The 13,046-nt window shown below is 70.9% G+C and carries 14 protein-coding genes and 1 pseudogene; 9 read left to right on the top strand and 6 right to left on the bottom strand.

The features are described 5' to 3' along the window. Positions 1-278: 278 nt before the first annotated feature. Positions 279-1,334, top strand: a complete 1,056-nt coding sequence (locus ACFXAM_RS24805) for an LLM class flavin-dependent oxidoreductase (RefSeq protein ID WP_380294437.1) — start codon at positions 279-281, stop codon at positions 1,332-1,334. Here the strand turns inward: ACFXAM_RS24805 and ACFXAM_RS24800 are convergent. Together ACFXAM_RS24800 and ACFXAM_RS24795 are read right to left on the bottom strand one after the other, a co-directional pair. Beyond that, positions 1,262-1,792 carry a MarR family winged helix-turn-helix transcriptional regulator gene (locus ACFXAM_RS24800; RefSeq protein ID WP_380294436.1) on the bottom strand — a complete coding sequence of 177 codons (531 nt, stop codon included), beginning with the start codon at positions 1,790-1,792 and terminating at the stop codon, positions 1,262-1,264. The two genes, ACFXAM_RS24805 and ACFXAM_RS24800, sit on opposite strands and share 73 nt — an antisense overlap. Before the next feature lie 261 nt (positions 1,793-2,053). Then, positions 2,054-2,269, bottom strand: a pseudogene (locus ACFXAM_RS24795) (ATP-binding protein); the annotation flags it as partial. Positions 2,270-2,610: 341 nt separating this feature from the next. Between ACFXAM_RS24795 and ACFXAM_RS24790 the strand changes: the two are divergent. After that, positions 2,611-3,672 carry a phosphotransferase gene (locus ACFXAM_RS24790; RefSeq protein WP_380294435.1) on the top strand — a complete coding sequence of 354 codons (1,062 nt, stop codon included), beginning with the start codon at positions 2,611-2,613 and terminating at the stop codon, positions 3,670-3,672. Between the two features lie 36 nt (positions 3,673-3,708). Here ACFXAM_RS24790 and ACFXAM_RS24785 read toward each other — a convergent pair whose 3' ends face one another. Beyond that, on the bottom strand, positions 3,709-4,311 hold the full coding sequence (locus ACFXAM_RS24785; protein ID WP_380294434.1) for a TetR/AcrR family transcriptional regulator: 603 nt from the start codon (positions 4,309-4,311) through the stop codon (positions 3,709-3,711). An 87-nt stretch (positions 4,312-4,398) separates the two neighbouring features. Here ACFXAM_RS24785 and ACFXAM_RS24780 point away from each other — a divergent pair, with 87 nt between their 5' ends. The 4 genes from ACFXAM_RS24780 (at position 4,399) to ACFXAM_RS24765 (ending at position 8,160) form a co-directional block, all read left to right on the top strand. Continuing rightward, entirely contained in the window at positions 4,399-5,253 is an 855-nt protein-coding gene (locus ACFXAM_RS24780) for a zinc-binding dehydrogenase (protein WP_380294433.1), read from the top strand. A 127-nt stretch (positions 5,254-5,380) separates the two neighbouring features. Continuing rightward, the gene (locus ACFXAM_RS24775) at positions 5,381-6,376 is read left to right on the top strand and encodes an LLM class flavin-dependent oxidoreductase (protein ID WP_380294432.1); all 996 of its coding nucleotides are present in this window, start codon (positions 5,381-5,383) and stop codon (positions 6,374-6,376) included. Between the two features lie 28 nt (positions 6,377-6,404). Then, on the top strand, positions 6,405-7,475 hold the full coding sequence (locus tag ACFXAM_RS24770; protein WP_380294431.1) for an alkene reductase: 1,071 nt from the start codon (positions 6,405-6,407) through the stop codon (positions 7,473-7,475). 214 nt (positions 7,476-7,689) lie between these two features. Next, a complete protein-coding gene (locus tag ACFXAM_RS24765) occupies positions 7,690-8,160 on the top strand; it encodes a hypothetical protein (protein ID WP_380294450.1) in 471 nt (156 codons plus the stop codon). A 232-nt stretch (positions 8,161-8,392) separates the two neighbouring features. Here ACFXAM_RS24765 and ACFXAM_RS24760 read toward each other — a convergent pair whose 3' ends face one another. The 3 genes from ACFXAM_RS24760 to ACFXAM_RS24750 all read right to left on the bottom strand — a co-directional run bounded on the left by ACFXAM_RS24760 (position 8,393) and on the right by ACFXAM_RS24750 (position 10,030). After that, on the bottom strand, positions 8,393-8,725 hold the full coding sequence (locus ACFXAM_RS24760) for a hypothetical protein (protein ID WP_380294430.1): 333 nt from the start codon (positions 8,723-8,725) through the stop codon (positions 8,393-8,395). Positions 8,726-9,044: 319 nt separating this feature from the next. After that, entirely contained in the window at positions 9,045-9,548 is a 504-nt protein-coding gene (locus ACFXAM_RS24755) for a MarR family winged helix-turn-helix transcriptional regulator (RefSeq protein WP_380294429.1), read from the bottom strand. 206 nt (positions 9,549-9,754) lie between these two features. Then, a complete protein-coding gene (locus ACFXAM_RS24750) occupies positions 9,755-10,030 on the bottom strand; it encodes a hypothetical protein (RefSeq protein ID WP_380294428.1) in 276 nt (91 codons plus the stop codon). 89 nt (positions 10,031-10,119) lie between these two features. Between ACFXAM_RS24750 and ACFXAM_RS24745 the strand changes: the two genes are divergently transcribed. From ACFXAM_RS24745 to ACFXAM_RS24735, 3 genes are all read left to right on the top strand, one after another. Next, positions 10,120-10,605: a hypothetical protein gene (locus ACFXAM_RS24745; protein WP_380294427.1), complete on the top strand. Its 486-nt coding sequence runs from the start codon at positions 10,120-10,122 to the stop codon at positions 10,603-10,605. A gap of 612 nt (positions 10,606-11,217) precedes the next feature. Beyond that, positions 11,218-11,403 carry a hypothetical protein gene (locus ACFXAM_RS24740; protein WP_380294426.1) on the top strand — a complete coding sequence of 62 codons (186 nt, stop codon included), beginning with the start codon at positions 11,218-11,220 and terminating at the stop codon, positions 11,401-11,403. Positions 11,404-11,524: 121 nt separating this feature from the next. Further along, complete coding sequence (locus tag ACFXAM_RS24735) at positions 11,525-12,703, top strand: hypothetical protein (protein ID WP_380294425.1); 1,179 nt, start codon at positions 11,525-11,527, stop codon at positions 12,701-12,703. Positions 12,704-13,046 lie beyond the last annotated feature (343 nt).

The raw sequence follows: 13,046 nt of genomic DNA, 5'->3' as shown, positions 1-13,046 counted from the left end.
CGGAAGTGTCCCACCCCCCCGACCCGCCCAGGCCGGGAACCCTCGAACCGGGCCCGCCGCCTGCACGAGGCTCCGGCACTGACAGCGCCCCCAGAAGACCGCAGCACGAGCGGCGGGGCGGAGCCGACGGATCCCACTCGATCGGGTGGCGGCCATGCCGAGCCGGTTCAATGCGGAACTGACCGGGTGTCGACGGCGGGGTCATCCGGTTGTCGTATTGACGGGGAGAGGTGCGCCCTTCAGAGTTCACATGTGAACTCATCGGGAGGGGTGTGGTCATGAAGTTCCTGGCCAGTACGTTGATGCCGAGGCGGAGCAGGGGGCTGGGGAGCCCGCCGCTGGGGCGGGCGGAGCGGTTCGCGGAGGTGGTCGAACTCGCCTCGTGGGCGGAGCGGGTGGGGTACGACGCGTTCGGGGTCGGCGAGCGGCACAATCCGGAGCTGCTGTCGGCGTCACCGGCGGTGATCCTGTCGAACATCGCCGCCCGGACGTCCCGAATCCGGCTCGTCACCACGGTCGCGGTGCTCTCGCTCACCGATCCCGTCCGCTCCGCCGAGGACTACGCCACCCTCGACCAGCTCAGCGGCGGGCGTCTCGACCTGATCATCGGCAAGGGCGGCGACGCGGTCGCGCCCGGCGTCTTCGGCGTCGACCCGGCCGAGCTGTGGGACCGGCTGGAGGAGGGGTACGAGCTGCTGCGGCGGCTGTGGCGGGAGGAGAAGGTCACCTGGGAGGGCCGCTACCGCCCGAAGCTGACCGAGGTCTCCCTCGAACCCCGGCCGCTGCAACGGCCGGCGCCCCGGGTATGGCACGGTTCGGCCACCGACCGGCGTTCCACCGAGCTGGCGGCGCGCTGGGGCGACCCGCTGTACTCGGCCAACGGCACGGACCGGGTCGACCACTACCTGGGCCTGGTCGCCCACTACCGCGAGCGGCTCGCCTTCCACGGCCACGACCCCGACACCGCGCCGGTCGGGGTGGGCGTGCACTCTCCTGTTATCGCCGACCGTTCGCAGGACGCCCTGGCGATCGCGCGCCCAATGTTCGAGGCCTCGGTCGCCGCGCACTACCGCGCCGGCGCCCGCTTCCCGTTCGACTCCCTGGAGGACTTCGTCAAGAACGGGTCCGCGCTCGTCGGCACCGCCGAGCAGATCACCGAGAAACTCCTCGGCCTGCAGCGGAAGTTCGGCAACCAGGTGTTCGGCGTCGGCGTGGAGGGGTTCTTCTCCACCTACACGACCGAACTCGCCGTCACCCGCGACTACTTGGAACGGTTCTTCGCCGAGGTGGCGCCCGTCCTGCGGGCCGAAGTGCCCACCACCGTCTGGGAGTGACGCCCCGCCGACCGGTCGCGGCGCACATGGGCGCGGATCTTGCCGGAGATGGCGATGAGCCGCTCCACCTCCTCCACGGTCAGCGCGCCGACCAGCTCCTCGCGGATGTGCCGGGCGCGGTAGGCCTGCGCCCGGCGGAACACCGACAGGCCGTGCGGGGTGAGGGAGACCGTGGTGGCGCGGGCATCGCCGGGCACCGGCCCCCGCTCCACCAGGCCGCGCTGCTCCATGCGTCCGACGTGCTGGTGGAGCCGGCTCTTGCCGAACATCAGCGCCTTCGCGAGTTCGAACGCGCGCAGCGTGTGGCCCTCGGTGTTGCCCAGGCCGTCCAGGACCTGCCAGTCCGGCTCGGACAGGCCGGTGTCCTGCTGGAGCCTGCGGGTCAGCACCTGCCACAGCTCGGCGTCCATGTGGAAGAAGGCGTCCCACAGTGCACGTTCGCGTTCTCGCTGCCGCATGGGCCCCCACTGTACCGAGCCGGTCCACCGGCCGGAACACGCCGGTGCCCCCGCTCACGGGGCGGGCTCACGATGCGGGCTACCGTCGGGGTTCCGCCGGGCTCGGGGAGGGGTCGTGTCGCGGACCACGGAGAAGCTCGACATCCCGGCGGTGCTGCGCACCGCCCGGGCGGTTCAGCAGGCGACACCGGCCGAGGTGGGCGCCCTCGCCGGGTACTCGGCTTCCGCGATGGCCCGCATCCTCAACGGCCGGATGACGGCGGGGACGACGCCCGTGCCGGCGGTTGCCTGCGCGAGGCGGAGGCTGGTGCCCTCGGTCAGCATGATGTGCGCGTGGTGCAGGAGCCGGTCGACGGCCGCAGTCGCCAGTGTCTTCGGCATGATCGAATCGAATCCCGAGGGGTGAAGGTTGCTGGTGACCACCACCGAGCGGCGTTCGTAGGCGGCGTCGATCACGCGGTAGACCGCCTCGGCGGCGGCCTGCCCGGTCGTCGTCGGCGAACCGGCCGGCGGCCGTGGCCAGTCCCAGGCAGAGGTCGACTTACCCGGCGCCGACCAGCGCGGCGTGGTCCTGCGCCGCTGCCGTCGCGCGGAAGGACCTTCCCCGCCTGTGAAGAGCATGGAGGATGACCACGACGATCATCGGATCTTCGCCCGGCGACACCTGGTAGTGCCGTTGACCTTGGCGCTCAGCGGCGCTGCCGGACGATGGGGTCCAACCGGCGACGTGTGGGACTCCTCGTCCGAACCGTGACCAAGACGGCTGAAACCTTCTGGACCGACCGCTTCGATCCCTCGGCTCCGCTAGCCTGCTCGGGGTGACGGACGCGACTTTCGGCGCTCTGTGTGGCGCTCGGTACAGCGAGATCGCAGAGGATCTGGCGGTTCTCAACGAGGCTTTCGGGCTGGGTGAGGTCCGGCAGTGCCGCTTCCTGTCGGACGGCTTGATGAATGGGAACTGGCGGCTGGATACGGCCGAGGGCTCGTTCGCGTTGAAGCGGATCATGGATGTGCCGCTGTCGTTGGCGCGTCGGAATCTGGCTGTGCTGTCGGCAGTGGCCGACGACGGCCTGCCGGTGGGGAGGGCGCGGGTCTCCTCGACCGGGGACGCGGTGGTCGAGGTCGCCGGCCGTGGGTACTGCCTGATCCCGTGGATGGAGGGGAGCCATCTGCCGGGTACGGCGCTGTCGATCGAGCAGACCGGTGACCTCGGAGTTCTGCTTGGTCGGATCCACCAGAGCTTGAACGACGAGCGGATGGCCGGCCTGCTGCCGCCGGGGCCGAAGCAGGTGACGGTCTCGGTGACCACGCCCGCCGAGGCTCGGCAGGAGGCGGACCGCTTCCTCGCGCTTGTCGCGGGGCTGGAGAGCCGGACGGCGTTCGACGCCGAGGCGGCCTCGGCGCTGGCCGAGCGCAAGGTGCTGTTGGAGAAGTACGGGCACGAGCGCCCGGCCGGCGAGGTGGCGGTCGGCCCGGTGGGGTGGACGCACGGTGACGTGCAGCACCGGAACGTGCTGTGGCGGGACGGCGGGATCGCCGGGGTGATCGACTGGGACCGGATCCGGGTCCGGCCGTTCGGTGAGGAGGTCGCCCGCACCGCCACGGTGCAGTTCGGCGGTGAGGACGGCTTCCTCGATCTGGAGCGGACCTCCGCGTTCGTGGCCGGCTACCGATCGGTGATCTCGCTCCCAGTGCCGGCGCTGGCGGACGCGGTGGAGCGGCTGTGGTGGAAACGGATGTCGGACTCCTGGCAGCTGGTCTTCCACTACGACCGCGCCGACCACTCGTGCGACCACCTGTTCCTGCCCGCCGAGCGCCTCCTGGCCTGGTGGACCGAGCGGCGCGAGGCCGTGCAGGAGGCGTTCGCGGCTCTGCCGTGATGGCGCGCCAAGTATCAAACCCGCAGCCGAGTCGGACTAACCCGTGAACTGGTCCAGGGTGGGGGCGGCGACGGGGAGCGGGTGGGCGTTCTGGGGTCGCAGGCCGTCGATGGTCATGGCCAGGTAGCGCCGCCACAGCTCCGGGACGTCCTCGTCGATGCTGAGGACGGCCTGTGAGGCGCCGCTGAGCAGGAGCGCGATGTCCAGGCCGGTGACGTCGTCGCGCACAGCCCCGGCCCTCTGTGCCCGGGCGACGAGGGTGTCGGCAACGTCCGCGAGGCGTTCGCGTGAGGCCCGGACGCTGGCCTCGCTGCGCGAGAGCGCTGCGGCGGCCTGGCAGAAGGAGCGGTCGCGGACGTGGATCTCCACGCCCACTGTCATGAAGTCGAAGAGTGCCGCCTCCGGGTCGTCGGCGTCGGCGAGCTTGCGGCCGGCTTCGACGAGTTCCTCCAGGCGGTCGCTGAAGACCTCGGCCAGGAGCTGTTCCTTGGTGTCGAAGTGGCGGAAGACCGTGCCCTTGCCCACGCCTGCGCGGGAGGCGATGCGGGTGATCGACGCCTCCATGCCGTTCTCGGCGAACTCCGCCGCGGCGGCGTCCATCAGCAGGCGGCGGTTGCGCACGGCGTCGGCTCTCTTCATGGCTCCATCGTATCGAACCGGACCAGTCGGTCATGTTGTGACGCGGCTAACCGGACTGCGTGGTCATGTTGTGCTACGGTTCAGAACATGACCGAGCGGTCCGTTTGTGGCGGCGGACCGCACGATCATCACTGGCAGCTGGAGGGCTACGTACTCCCCGGCGCCCCCGACGGTGCGGTGATCGGCTGGGACGCGGCCGGCGTGGTCGAGCAGGCCGCCGCAGACGGCTCCGGCCCCGCCGTCGGCACCCCGGTGATCACGCTGGGCCCGAGCGGCGCGTGGGGTGAACTGCGCGCCGTCGACACCGCCCTGATCGGAACCGTCCCCGACGGCGCCGACCTCGGCCCGATGAGCACCCTGCCCGTCGCCGCCACCACCGCGCTGCGCGCCCTGCGCAAGCTCGGCCCGATCCTCGGCCGGCGCGTACTGATCACCGGCGCCGCCGGCGCGGTCGGACGCTTCGCCATCCAGCTCGCCGCCCGCGGCGGCGCCCACGTGAGTGCCGTCTCCCGCAACCCGGCCCGCGCCGACGAACTGCGGGCACTCGGCGCCAACGAGGTCGTCACCAGCGTCGGCGAGGTCACCGCGCCCGTGCACGGCGTCCTGGACCTGGTCGGCGGTCCGGACCTGACAGCCGCCTTCCAGGCCCTCGGCGAGGGCGGCACGCTGGTGACCGCCGGCGCCGCCTCCTCGGCCGCCTCCGCCTTCGAACCCGGCAGCCTGCTCGCCGACCCGCTGCGCCACGACCGCTCGATCGTCACCTTCTTCCTGATGAGCGGCGAAGGCATCGACGCCGACCTCACCTGGCTCGCCGACGAACTCGCCACCGGGATGCTCCACCCGAACATCGCCTGGCGCGGCGACTGGACCGACGCCGCCGAGACCATCGAGGCGGTACGGGAGAGCCGCCTGCCCGGGAAGGCCGTCCTGGACCTGTCCTGACCGGCCCCACGCCCGAGCCCGGCCCGGATCCTCACCCGCAGGGCCCGGCCGCTCGGCCGAACCGACCCACCTTCCCCACGCGGGGCCGCCCACCGAGCGGCCCCGCCCCACCCGGAAAGACCCCGGCATGACCCGCTACACCGACATCCCGCTTCCCGTCCTTGACCTCGCCCCCGTCCGCACCGGCCACGACGCGGCCGAAGCCCTCACGCACACCGTCGAACTCGCCCGTGCCACCGAGGCGTTCGGTTACCACCGGTACTGGATCTCCGAGCACCACAACACGCCGGCGATGGCCAGCTCCGCGACCTCGATCATCATCGGCCAGGTCGCCGCCGCCACCGAACGCATCAAGGTCGGCGCGGGCGGCATCATGCTGCCCAACCACGCCCCGTACGTGGTCGCCGAGCAGTTCGGCACCCTCGCCACTTACCACCCCGGCCGCATCGACCTCGGCCTCGGCCGCGCGCCCGGCACCGACCCCGCGACCACCCGCGCCCTGCGGCGCGACCACCAGGACGGCGCCGACTTCCCCGAGCAGGTCGCCGAACTGCGCGGCTACCTCACCCCCGCCGGTGCCGGCCGCAAGGTCCGCGCCATCCCCGGCGAAGGCGTCGACCTTCCCGTCTTCATCCTCGGCTCCAGCACCTTCGGCGCCGCCCTCGCCGCCCAGCAGGGGCTGCCGTTCGTCTTCGCCTCACACTTCGCCCCCGCCCAGCTCCGCGAAGCGCTCAAGCTCTACCGGGCCACCTTCCGACCCTCGAAGACGCTGGAGAAGCCGCACGTGATCGTCGCGGCCAACGCGGTCGTCGCCGACACCGGCACGGAAGCCTTCCGGATCTTCAGCTCCCTCCAGCTGAAGTTCCTCACCCACTTCCGCGGCGGCATGCAGTTCCTCCCCCCGGTCGACAACATCACCACCCTGTGGAACTCGCAGGAGGCACGCATGGTCAACGCCATGCTCAGCGAGTCCCACGTCGGCACCCCCGACACCGTCCGCCGCGGCCTCCAGGACCTCGTCGACCGCACCCACGCCGACGAACTGATGATCCTCAGCGAAGCCTGGGACTTCGACGCCCGGCTGCGCTCCTACGAACTGCTCGCACGCACCTGGAGCCAGTGAACCCGACCCCCCTGGAAAGGAGTTCGCCATGACCGCGCCCGCCGCCCTCTTCGAGCCCACCCGGCTCGGAGCCCTCACCCTGCCCAACCGCATGGTGATGGCCCCCATGGGCCGCGCCCGCGCCCACGCGGACGGCACCCCCAGCGCGCTGATGGCCGAGTACTACGCCCAGCGCGCCGGCGCCGGACTGATCGTCGCGGAGGGCACCCACCCCGTCGCGGCCGGGGCCATCGGCCCCGGCGCTCCGGGCCTGTTCACCGACGCCCACCAAGACGGCTGGGCCCAGGTCGCCGACCGGGTCCACGCAGCCGGCGGGCGGATCTTCCTCCAGCTCATGCACGCGGGCCGGCTCGCCCACCCGGACTTCCTCCCCGAAGGCGTGCGGCCGGCCGCCCCCTCGGCGATCGCCGCCGACACCCTCGTCCACACCCCGGCCGGTCGCGTGCCCGCCGTCACCCCGCACGCCCTCACCGGCCGTGAGATCGGCGAACTCATCGGCGACTTCGCCCGTGCCGCCGACCGGGCCGTGGCCGCCGGGCTGGACGGCGTGGAGATCCACGCCGCCAACGGCCACCTGCTCCACCAGTTCCTCGCCGACAACGCCAACCTCCGCACCGACCGGTGGGGCGGCGACGCCGAGGGCCGCGCCCGGCTGACCGTCGAGACCACCCGGGCCGTCGCCGAGGCCATCGGCCCGCACCGGACCGGCCTACGCATCTCACCGGGCAACCCCTTCGGCGACCTCACCGAGACCGACCCCCACGGCACGTACACCGCCCTCGTCCGCGAACTCGCCCCGCTCCCGATCGCCTACCTCCACCACACCGAAACCGGCACCGAACTGGACGGCACCATCCGCACGTTGTGGCCGACGGTACTCGTGGTCACCCCGGCGGCAGACGGGCAGGACAAGCCCGGCGCCGCCGCCCGCTCGCTCCGACACGGCGCCGACCTCGTCTCCTTCGGCCGCGACTTCCTCGCCAACCCCGACCTGGTCACCCGCTGCCGCGTTGGCGCCTTGCTGAACGAACCGTCGGCGGCAGGGTTCTACGGCGGCGGAGCGCACGGCTACACCGACTACCCCACCCTCGAAAAATAGTCCCCGACTCCCGGAAGACCGCAGCTGCACAGGCCGGCCGGCACGGAGAGGGACCACAGCGGTATTTCCACCGAGAAGAGCCCCGACAATGACTGCGACGACCGGCCCATCAATAGCTACGACGTAGAGGACCGGGTTCTGCCAGGAGCTGTCCGGCCGGTCTCGGGGTGTGCAGTCGGCGGAGGTTGTCTGCGCGGTCCCATAGCCTGCGCGCATGACCACCGAGGAGTACCTCTCGACGATTGACGCGTTGGCCGTGCAGCCGTTCCCGGAGGTGACCTATGTCGACGCCTCCGGGGGCGGTGGACCTGAGCATCATGTGCGCGACCTGGAGGTCAGCCGGGATTTCTGGGATGACGACGACGGGCACGCCTGGGTTGATGCCGAAGCCGAACTGCAGGCCCGTCTCGACGACCTGGCGGCACGCCTGACGGATCGGTGGGGCAGTGCGTTTGTCGTGGACCTCGGACCGTATCTCAGCGCCGGCTGCGTGGGCGAGCCGGTGCCCGAGCCGCTCGGCCACCTCAGCCAGCAGGCCGTGAGCATGCAGGTGTGGCCGCTCCCCGACAACGATCGCTGGCTCGCGCTGGCGATCGGCCAGGCTGACAAGGAGCTGCCTCTCATTCTGTTCGCCGCGGTCGGCCAGGCCTCCGCACTCGACGTGAACGCGAGTGGCCGGTCATGAGCAGAGCACCACGTAGAAGATTGCGTCACGATTCGCCGCCGCGGGTGCTTCTCCCGTCGACCACCCTTCGGACCCACCCGTGCCGGCGGGAGCAACGGCTCCACCAGCGCCCACTGCTCATTCGTCAGGTCAGACGGATACCCACCCCCAGCACCACTCACGCAAGGATCAACGGCCCCATCAGCCACGGGACACGGCAGATCTCGAACGCGGTCTCAGGGCCTTCGTCGGGTTAGTCTCCGACGAAGGCCACGACCGATCCCGGTCGTTCTGTGCACTGCTCCAGGAGACGTGCCAGTTCCTCGCAGAACATGCGCTCGCTCCAGGCTTCCGCCCCGAGCCGGGCCACTTCCGAGAGGGCGATGGTCGCCTGCCCGCTGTCCAGGACGGTGTCCCCGTAAGGGTCCACTGCGGACAGAACCGGGTAGCTCTCGGCGGAAAGTGTGGGGATCAGGTCCGCGAGGAGGTCGTCCTCATCGGTCACCGCTCCCAGCAGCGTCCGCCGGGACGCGTGCCAGTCGGGCAGGTCAGGGACACGCGAGTGCCACTCGACGTCCACACCCATGGAATTCCTCCTTCGGCCCGTGCTCAGCGTATGGGGTAGGCGGTGACTACCCGGCCTGGGCCGCCCAGCTCCGCTACCAGACCCGACACATCCTCACAGCCCTCGACCAATTGCGCCCCGGCACCGTCACGGGACCCCGCCCCCGCGCCGCAGGCCGACCAGGATTCCGACGAGCGATCGGCGCCCCGCGCCGGCGCCGCCGGCCCGGCCCGCTAGGCACCGAGTTGCTCTTCCTCTATCTTCGTTTGTCCGCACATCAACCGATGATCACGCGGTGGCCGTACCCATTCCCCGCTGGGTCCGTCGCGAGGTCGCAAGATCAGGACTGACTACCAGGAGTCCCGTCGCCCTCGACATTGGCAACCATCCTGCGCAGCACCTTGAGCGCGGCCACGTACTCTTCGTCGCTGATGCCCTGGTGAACCACGGCGCGTACCTCGGTCGCCAGCCCACGGAGCCGTACTCTGGCGACCTCCCCGGCATCCGTGAGGTGCAGGCGCTGCCCGTCGTCGATCCGGAGCCATTCGCGGTGGAGCAACTGGTCGACGACCCTGGCGATCTCGTGCGGTCCGTCGGCGAGGTGCGTCAGCTGCGCGACGACCTCCTCGCGGCTCGGCGCCGTGGGGCCGCCGTTCACGCGGTTGAGTACCCAGTACTGCGGCTGCGTGACGTCGATCTTGGCCATGGCGTCACGCAGATGCCGGGTGACGGCCGTCTGGGTCAGGCCGGCCCAGTAGCCGACCGGCTGAGTGGCCAGCATGTCGTCGGTGGCGGCCGGGTTCGCCGGTGCCTGATCGGTGGTGGTTCCGGTCGCTGATTCCATGATCGCGACGCTACATTCCCCCGGCGTACTGAACAATCGGAATGCGGTATGCAACTCGTCCGGGGTGCACGTCGGAACCGTCGGCCACCGTCATCCTTCGAGCCGTCGCAGCCTGGCGCGCCGTCGTGCCGCGGCCCACCGCGGCCAGCGCCGACAAGGGCTCACCCACGCAGCCGGCGAGCACATCACGAAACCGCACTGGAGTATTAGGTGATGATCGTGATTGCCTCGTCGTCGTTCGGCTCGTCTTCGACGGCGTTGGGGTTCTCGTTCTCGTAGAGGGCGAGCTCGGCGTCGCGGAGGCGGCTGCTGAGCGAGAGGCACTTCTTCGAGCAGGTGTTGCGCGTGCTGTGTGCCGTGCGGATGACCTGGGTGCCGCAGCCGAGGCAGGAGGCGATCTCCCGCCGGTCGGGCAGGGGCCCCCGGTCGAGGGTGCGGTCGCGAGCAGTTCGGCCCGACGTCGGCAGCGGGTCGAGTACCACCAGGGCGGTGGCCCCGGCGGTAGCCTGCCGGGTGCGGGAGGGCGTCCGCAGTAGTCGCAGAGCAGCTGCTCGGGCAGTGGCGGAGGAGTTTGTTCGAGGACTTCTTGAACAAACCGGATCCCTTGTGCAAGGGCCGGAAGTCGATCTCCAGGAATCGGCAGGACGCCTTGAAGTTGCGGGAGATGAACACCTTCCCGTGGTCGCAGACGATCATCTCCGGGACGATCACCGGCCGCGCGGCGGCGTGCTCCAGGCGCTCGTCCAGGCTCAGCAGCCGGCGGTGCGGCAGCACCGAACGCGACATCCGCAGGGCCTCCGCCCAGCCCGGCCGCATCAACTCCGGGGTGACCGCGCGGGCCAGTAGCACTCTCGCGTCGACCGACGTCGTGGTCGGCCGCAGCACCCCGTCGGATAGCGTCCTGGTCGCGACGTCGATCATGCCGGTGAGCTCGATCCGCCCCGGGACACCGTCGTCCAGCAGGACCATCGCGTCCATCGGGGTGGAGTCGATCTGCATGACCTGGCCCGGTGCGAACGCCGGCAGCTCACCGAACGGTGAAGTTGCCCCGGTTTGATGGACAACCTTTCGCTTTGGGGCACTAAGTCCCGCAAGGAGGAGTTCATCGTGCCAAGGACGCGTCCGGTCTACCCGCCGGAGTTTCGTCGTCAGATAGTCGAGCTGGTCAGGGCCGGCCGGTCGCCGGAGGAGCTGGCGAAGGAGTTCGAGCCGTCCGCCCAGGCATCCGGGCGACGAGCGGGTGGCGGGCGGCGATGGCCTGGAGGTCGCGGATGCGCTGCCGGGCGGCGCGCTCGCCGGTGTCGACGAGGACGAACAGCAGCCGCGGGAAGACGGTGTAGTGCTGCTGCCAGGTCGGCAGGACGTTCAGGGCGTGCGAGGCGCGGCGGGATGGGGCGGCGGTCGTGGAAACGGGCGTGGCCGGTCAGCTTGGCGGCGGGCTTCTCGCCGGCCATGGTGGCGCAGTCGACCCTCGACGAATGCCCGGTGCAACGCCCGGTCCGGCCGTCCGGTCGTGTAGAGAAGCAGGCCGTCGGCGATGACGGCGCCGCCCGGGCCTTCGCCGTAGCGGTGGCAGACCTCCGGCGGGAAGTCCAGCGGCCGGCACTCCTCGCCGGCCGTGCGGGCGCCGACGACGAAGGACGGCCCGGGTGCGGGTGACGGCCAGGATGTGCCCCACCCGCAGCGGCGCCTCGGTCTGGTCCTGCGGCAGCGGCGGCGAGGCCACGCCCCGGGCGACCAGGTCGGCAAACTCCTCCGGGGCGACGATCCTCACGCCGAGCGCCTCGGCCTTGCCCCGATTGGAGCCGGCCTTCTGGTCCGCGAGATCCTCCAGTCGCTCTTCGACGTCGAGTAGCCACCGAGGCGCCGTTCCAGTCCTTTGGTCCGGCGCGATCCACCCAACGGCGCTCGGTTTGAGCGTGGGAGGCGGCCGCAGCGCTCGCCATTCGCACGGCGGGCTGTACTGAGGCTGTGTCATGATGCGCCGTGGTCAAACGGCCGCCTCCACCAACGCAACGGAAGAAACCGCTGTGACCTCAGAAGTGCTCGGGGTGATCATCACCGCGGCGATCGTCGCGATCACCGCCGCGATCAGCCTCGCAGGCAACCGGACCCGGCGCTGGATCGAGACGGAGTTCGACCCGGCCCTGTACGGAATGCCTTCGCGAGCCGCACTGATACCGGACCGGGCCGGACCGCCCCCGATCGGTCCTCGAACGCGGAAGACGCAGGAGATCGCCGACGCCGCGTCGACGGGTGACTGGAAGCCGGCCGCCGGGTACGTCGCGGCAGCCGGCGGGGACTGGGACGACCGCTGGGTGCGCGTGAGGCAACTGACCGCGATCGCCCTCACGGACGACTCCTGGCTGCGAAAGTGGCGTACGGCCGAGCCCGGCTGCTGCGACGCGGCCGTGATCGAGGCCGACCTCATGGTGCAACGCGCCTGGCGGATCCGCGGCAGCGGCACTGTCCGCCAGGTGCCCAAGCCGGCCATGGCGAGCTTCCGAGCCCAGCTTCCCGCAGCCATCGAGGCGGCCCGCCATGCGGCCCTTCTCGACCCGGCAGACCCGAACCCCTGGATCGTTATAATCACCGCCGCCCGCGGCGCGGGCTACCGGCGCGCGAAGTTCCGCGAGCTCTGGACCGAACTCACCGCCCGGGCACCGCACCACTACGACGCACACTGGCAGGCCCTCCAGTACTGGTGTGCCAAGTGGCACGGATCCGACCGCGCGATGATGAGCTTCGCCCGCCGTGCGGTGCGCAACGCGCCCATGGGAAGCCCACTGGCAGGCCTGATCCTGCACGCCCTGTACGAGCGGGGGAAGTCCCGCCCCCTGGAGGAACCGGTCAGGGCCCTGTTCGAACGCCGACGCCTGAAGACCGCCGTGAACGCGCTCGCGCTGGTACCCGAGCACGACCCCCACCTCCCGCCGCTGCGACACCTGCTGGCCCACCACCTGGTCCGGGCAAGGATGTGGAAGGCGGCACTTGATCAGTTCCGGCGACTCGGCCCGTGGTGCGGCGCCACGCCCTGGACCGACCGCCCCGACCCGGCGAAGGCGTTTCATACCGCCCGGGGGCTCGCGGCGGCCAGGTCCAAGATCGAGACGGGCCAGGGCGTGGTGAACAAGCGACAGGGCATGGTCCGGTGACGCGTCATTCCTGGCAGGAGACCGGGGCCCCGCACCGCCCTGCCGCCCTTCGCCGGAGCGCCTCTCCCGCCCGGCCCGCCCGGGGAAGGGGCCCCGAAACACCGGAAGGCACGGCCGGGTGTCAGCGGACACGGCAGACTCCCCGTTGTGTGAGGTCCCAGGTGATCTTGGACAGTTCGGCCACTGGGACATCGTTGACGGTCCCAGGACATGGTTGTCCGGGTCTCACCGAGGTCGGGGTGGTCCTCCTAGGAGCTGTTCAAGGTTCGGATCTTGGCCTGGCCCTGATGGCGGGCTGGTGTGTCTGGTAGAACTCGGGGGCGTGGCGCGTTTTGACGTGACG

Source organism: Kitasatospora sp. NPDC059462 (assembly GCF_042749955.1).
Classification (GTDB): Bacteria; Actinomycetota; Actinomycetes; order Streptomycetales; family Streptomycetaceae; genus Kitasatospora.
This window is presented reverse-complemented; position numbering and strand designations above follow the sequence as displayed.

Bases quoted from the DNA above. Each gene is read 5' to 3' on its own strand.
- ACFXAM_RS24805 (WP_380294437.1), top strand. From the start codon at position 279: ATGAAGTTCCTGGCCAGTACGTTGATGCCGAGGCGGAGCAGGGGGCTG.
- ACFXAM_RS24780 (WP_380294433.1), top strand. From the start codon at position 4,399: ATGACCGAGCGGTCCGTTTGTGGCGGCGGACCGCACGATCATCACTGG.
- ACFXAM_RS24800 (WP_380294436.1), bottom strand. From the start codon at position 1,792: ATGCGGCAGCGAGAACGCGAACGTGCACTGTGGGACGCCTTCTTCCAC.
- ACFXAM_RS24785 (WP_380294434.1), bottom strand. From the start codon at position 4,311: ATGAAGAGAGCCGACGCCGTGCGCAACCGCCGCCTGCTGATGGACGCC.
- ACFXAM_RS24760 (WP_380294430.1), bottom strand. From the start codon at position 8,725: ATGGGTGTGGACGTCGAGTGGCACTCGCGTGTCCCTGACCTGCCCGAC.
- ACFXAM_RS24770 (WP_380294431.1), top strand. From the start codon at position 6,405: ATGACCGCGCCCGCCGCCCTCTTCGAGCCCACCCGGCTCGGAGCCCTC.
- ACFXAM_RS24775 (WP_380294432.1), top strand. From the start codon at position 5,381: ATGACCCGCTACACCGACATCCCGCTTCCCGTCCTTGACCTCGCCCCC.
- ACFXAM_RS24755 (WP_380294429.1), bottom strand. From the start codon at position 9,548: ATGGAATCAGCGACCGGAACCACCACCGATCAGGCACCGGCGAACCCG.
- ACFXAM_RS24735 (WP_380294425.1), top strand. From the start codon at position 11,525: ATGATGCGCCGTGGTCAAACGGCCGCCTCCACCAACGCAACGGAAGAA.
- ACFXAM_RS24765 (WP_380294450.1), top strand. From the start codon at position 7,690: ATGACCACCGAGGAGTACCTCTCGACGATTGACGCGTTGGCCGTGCAG.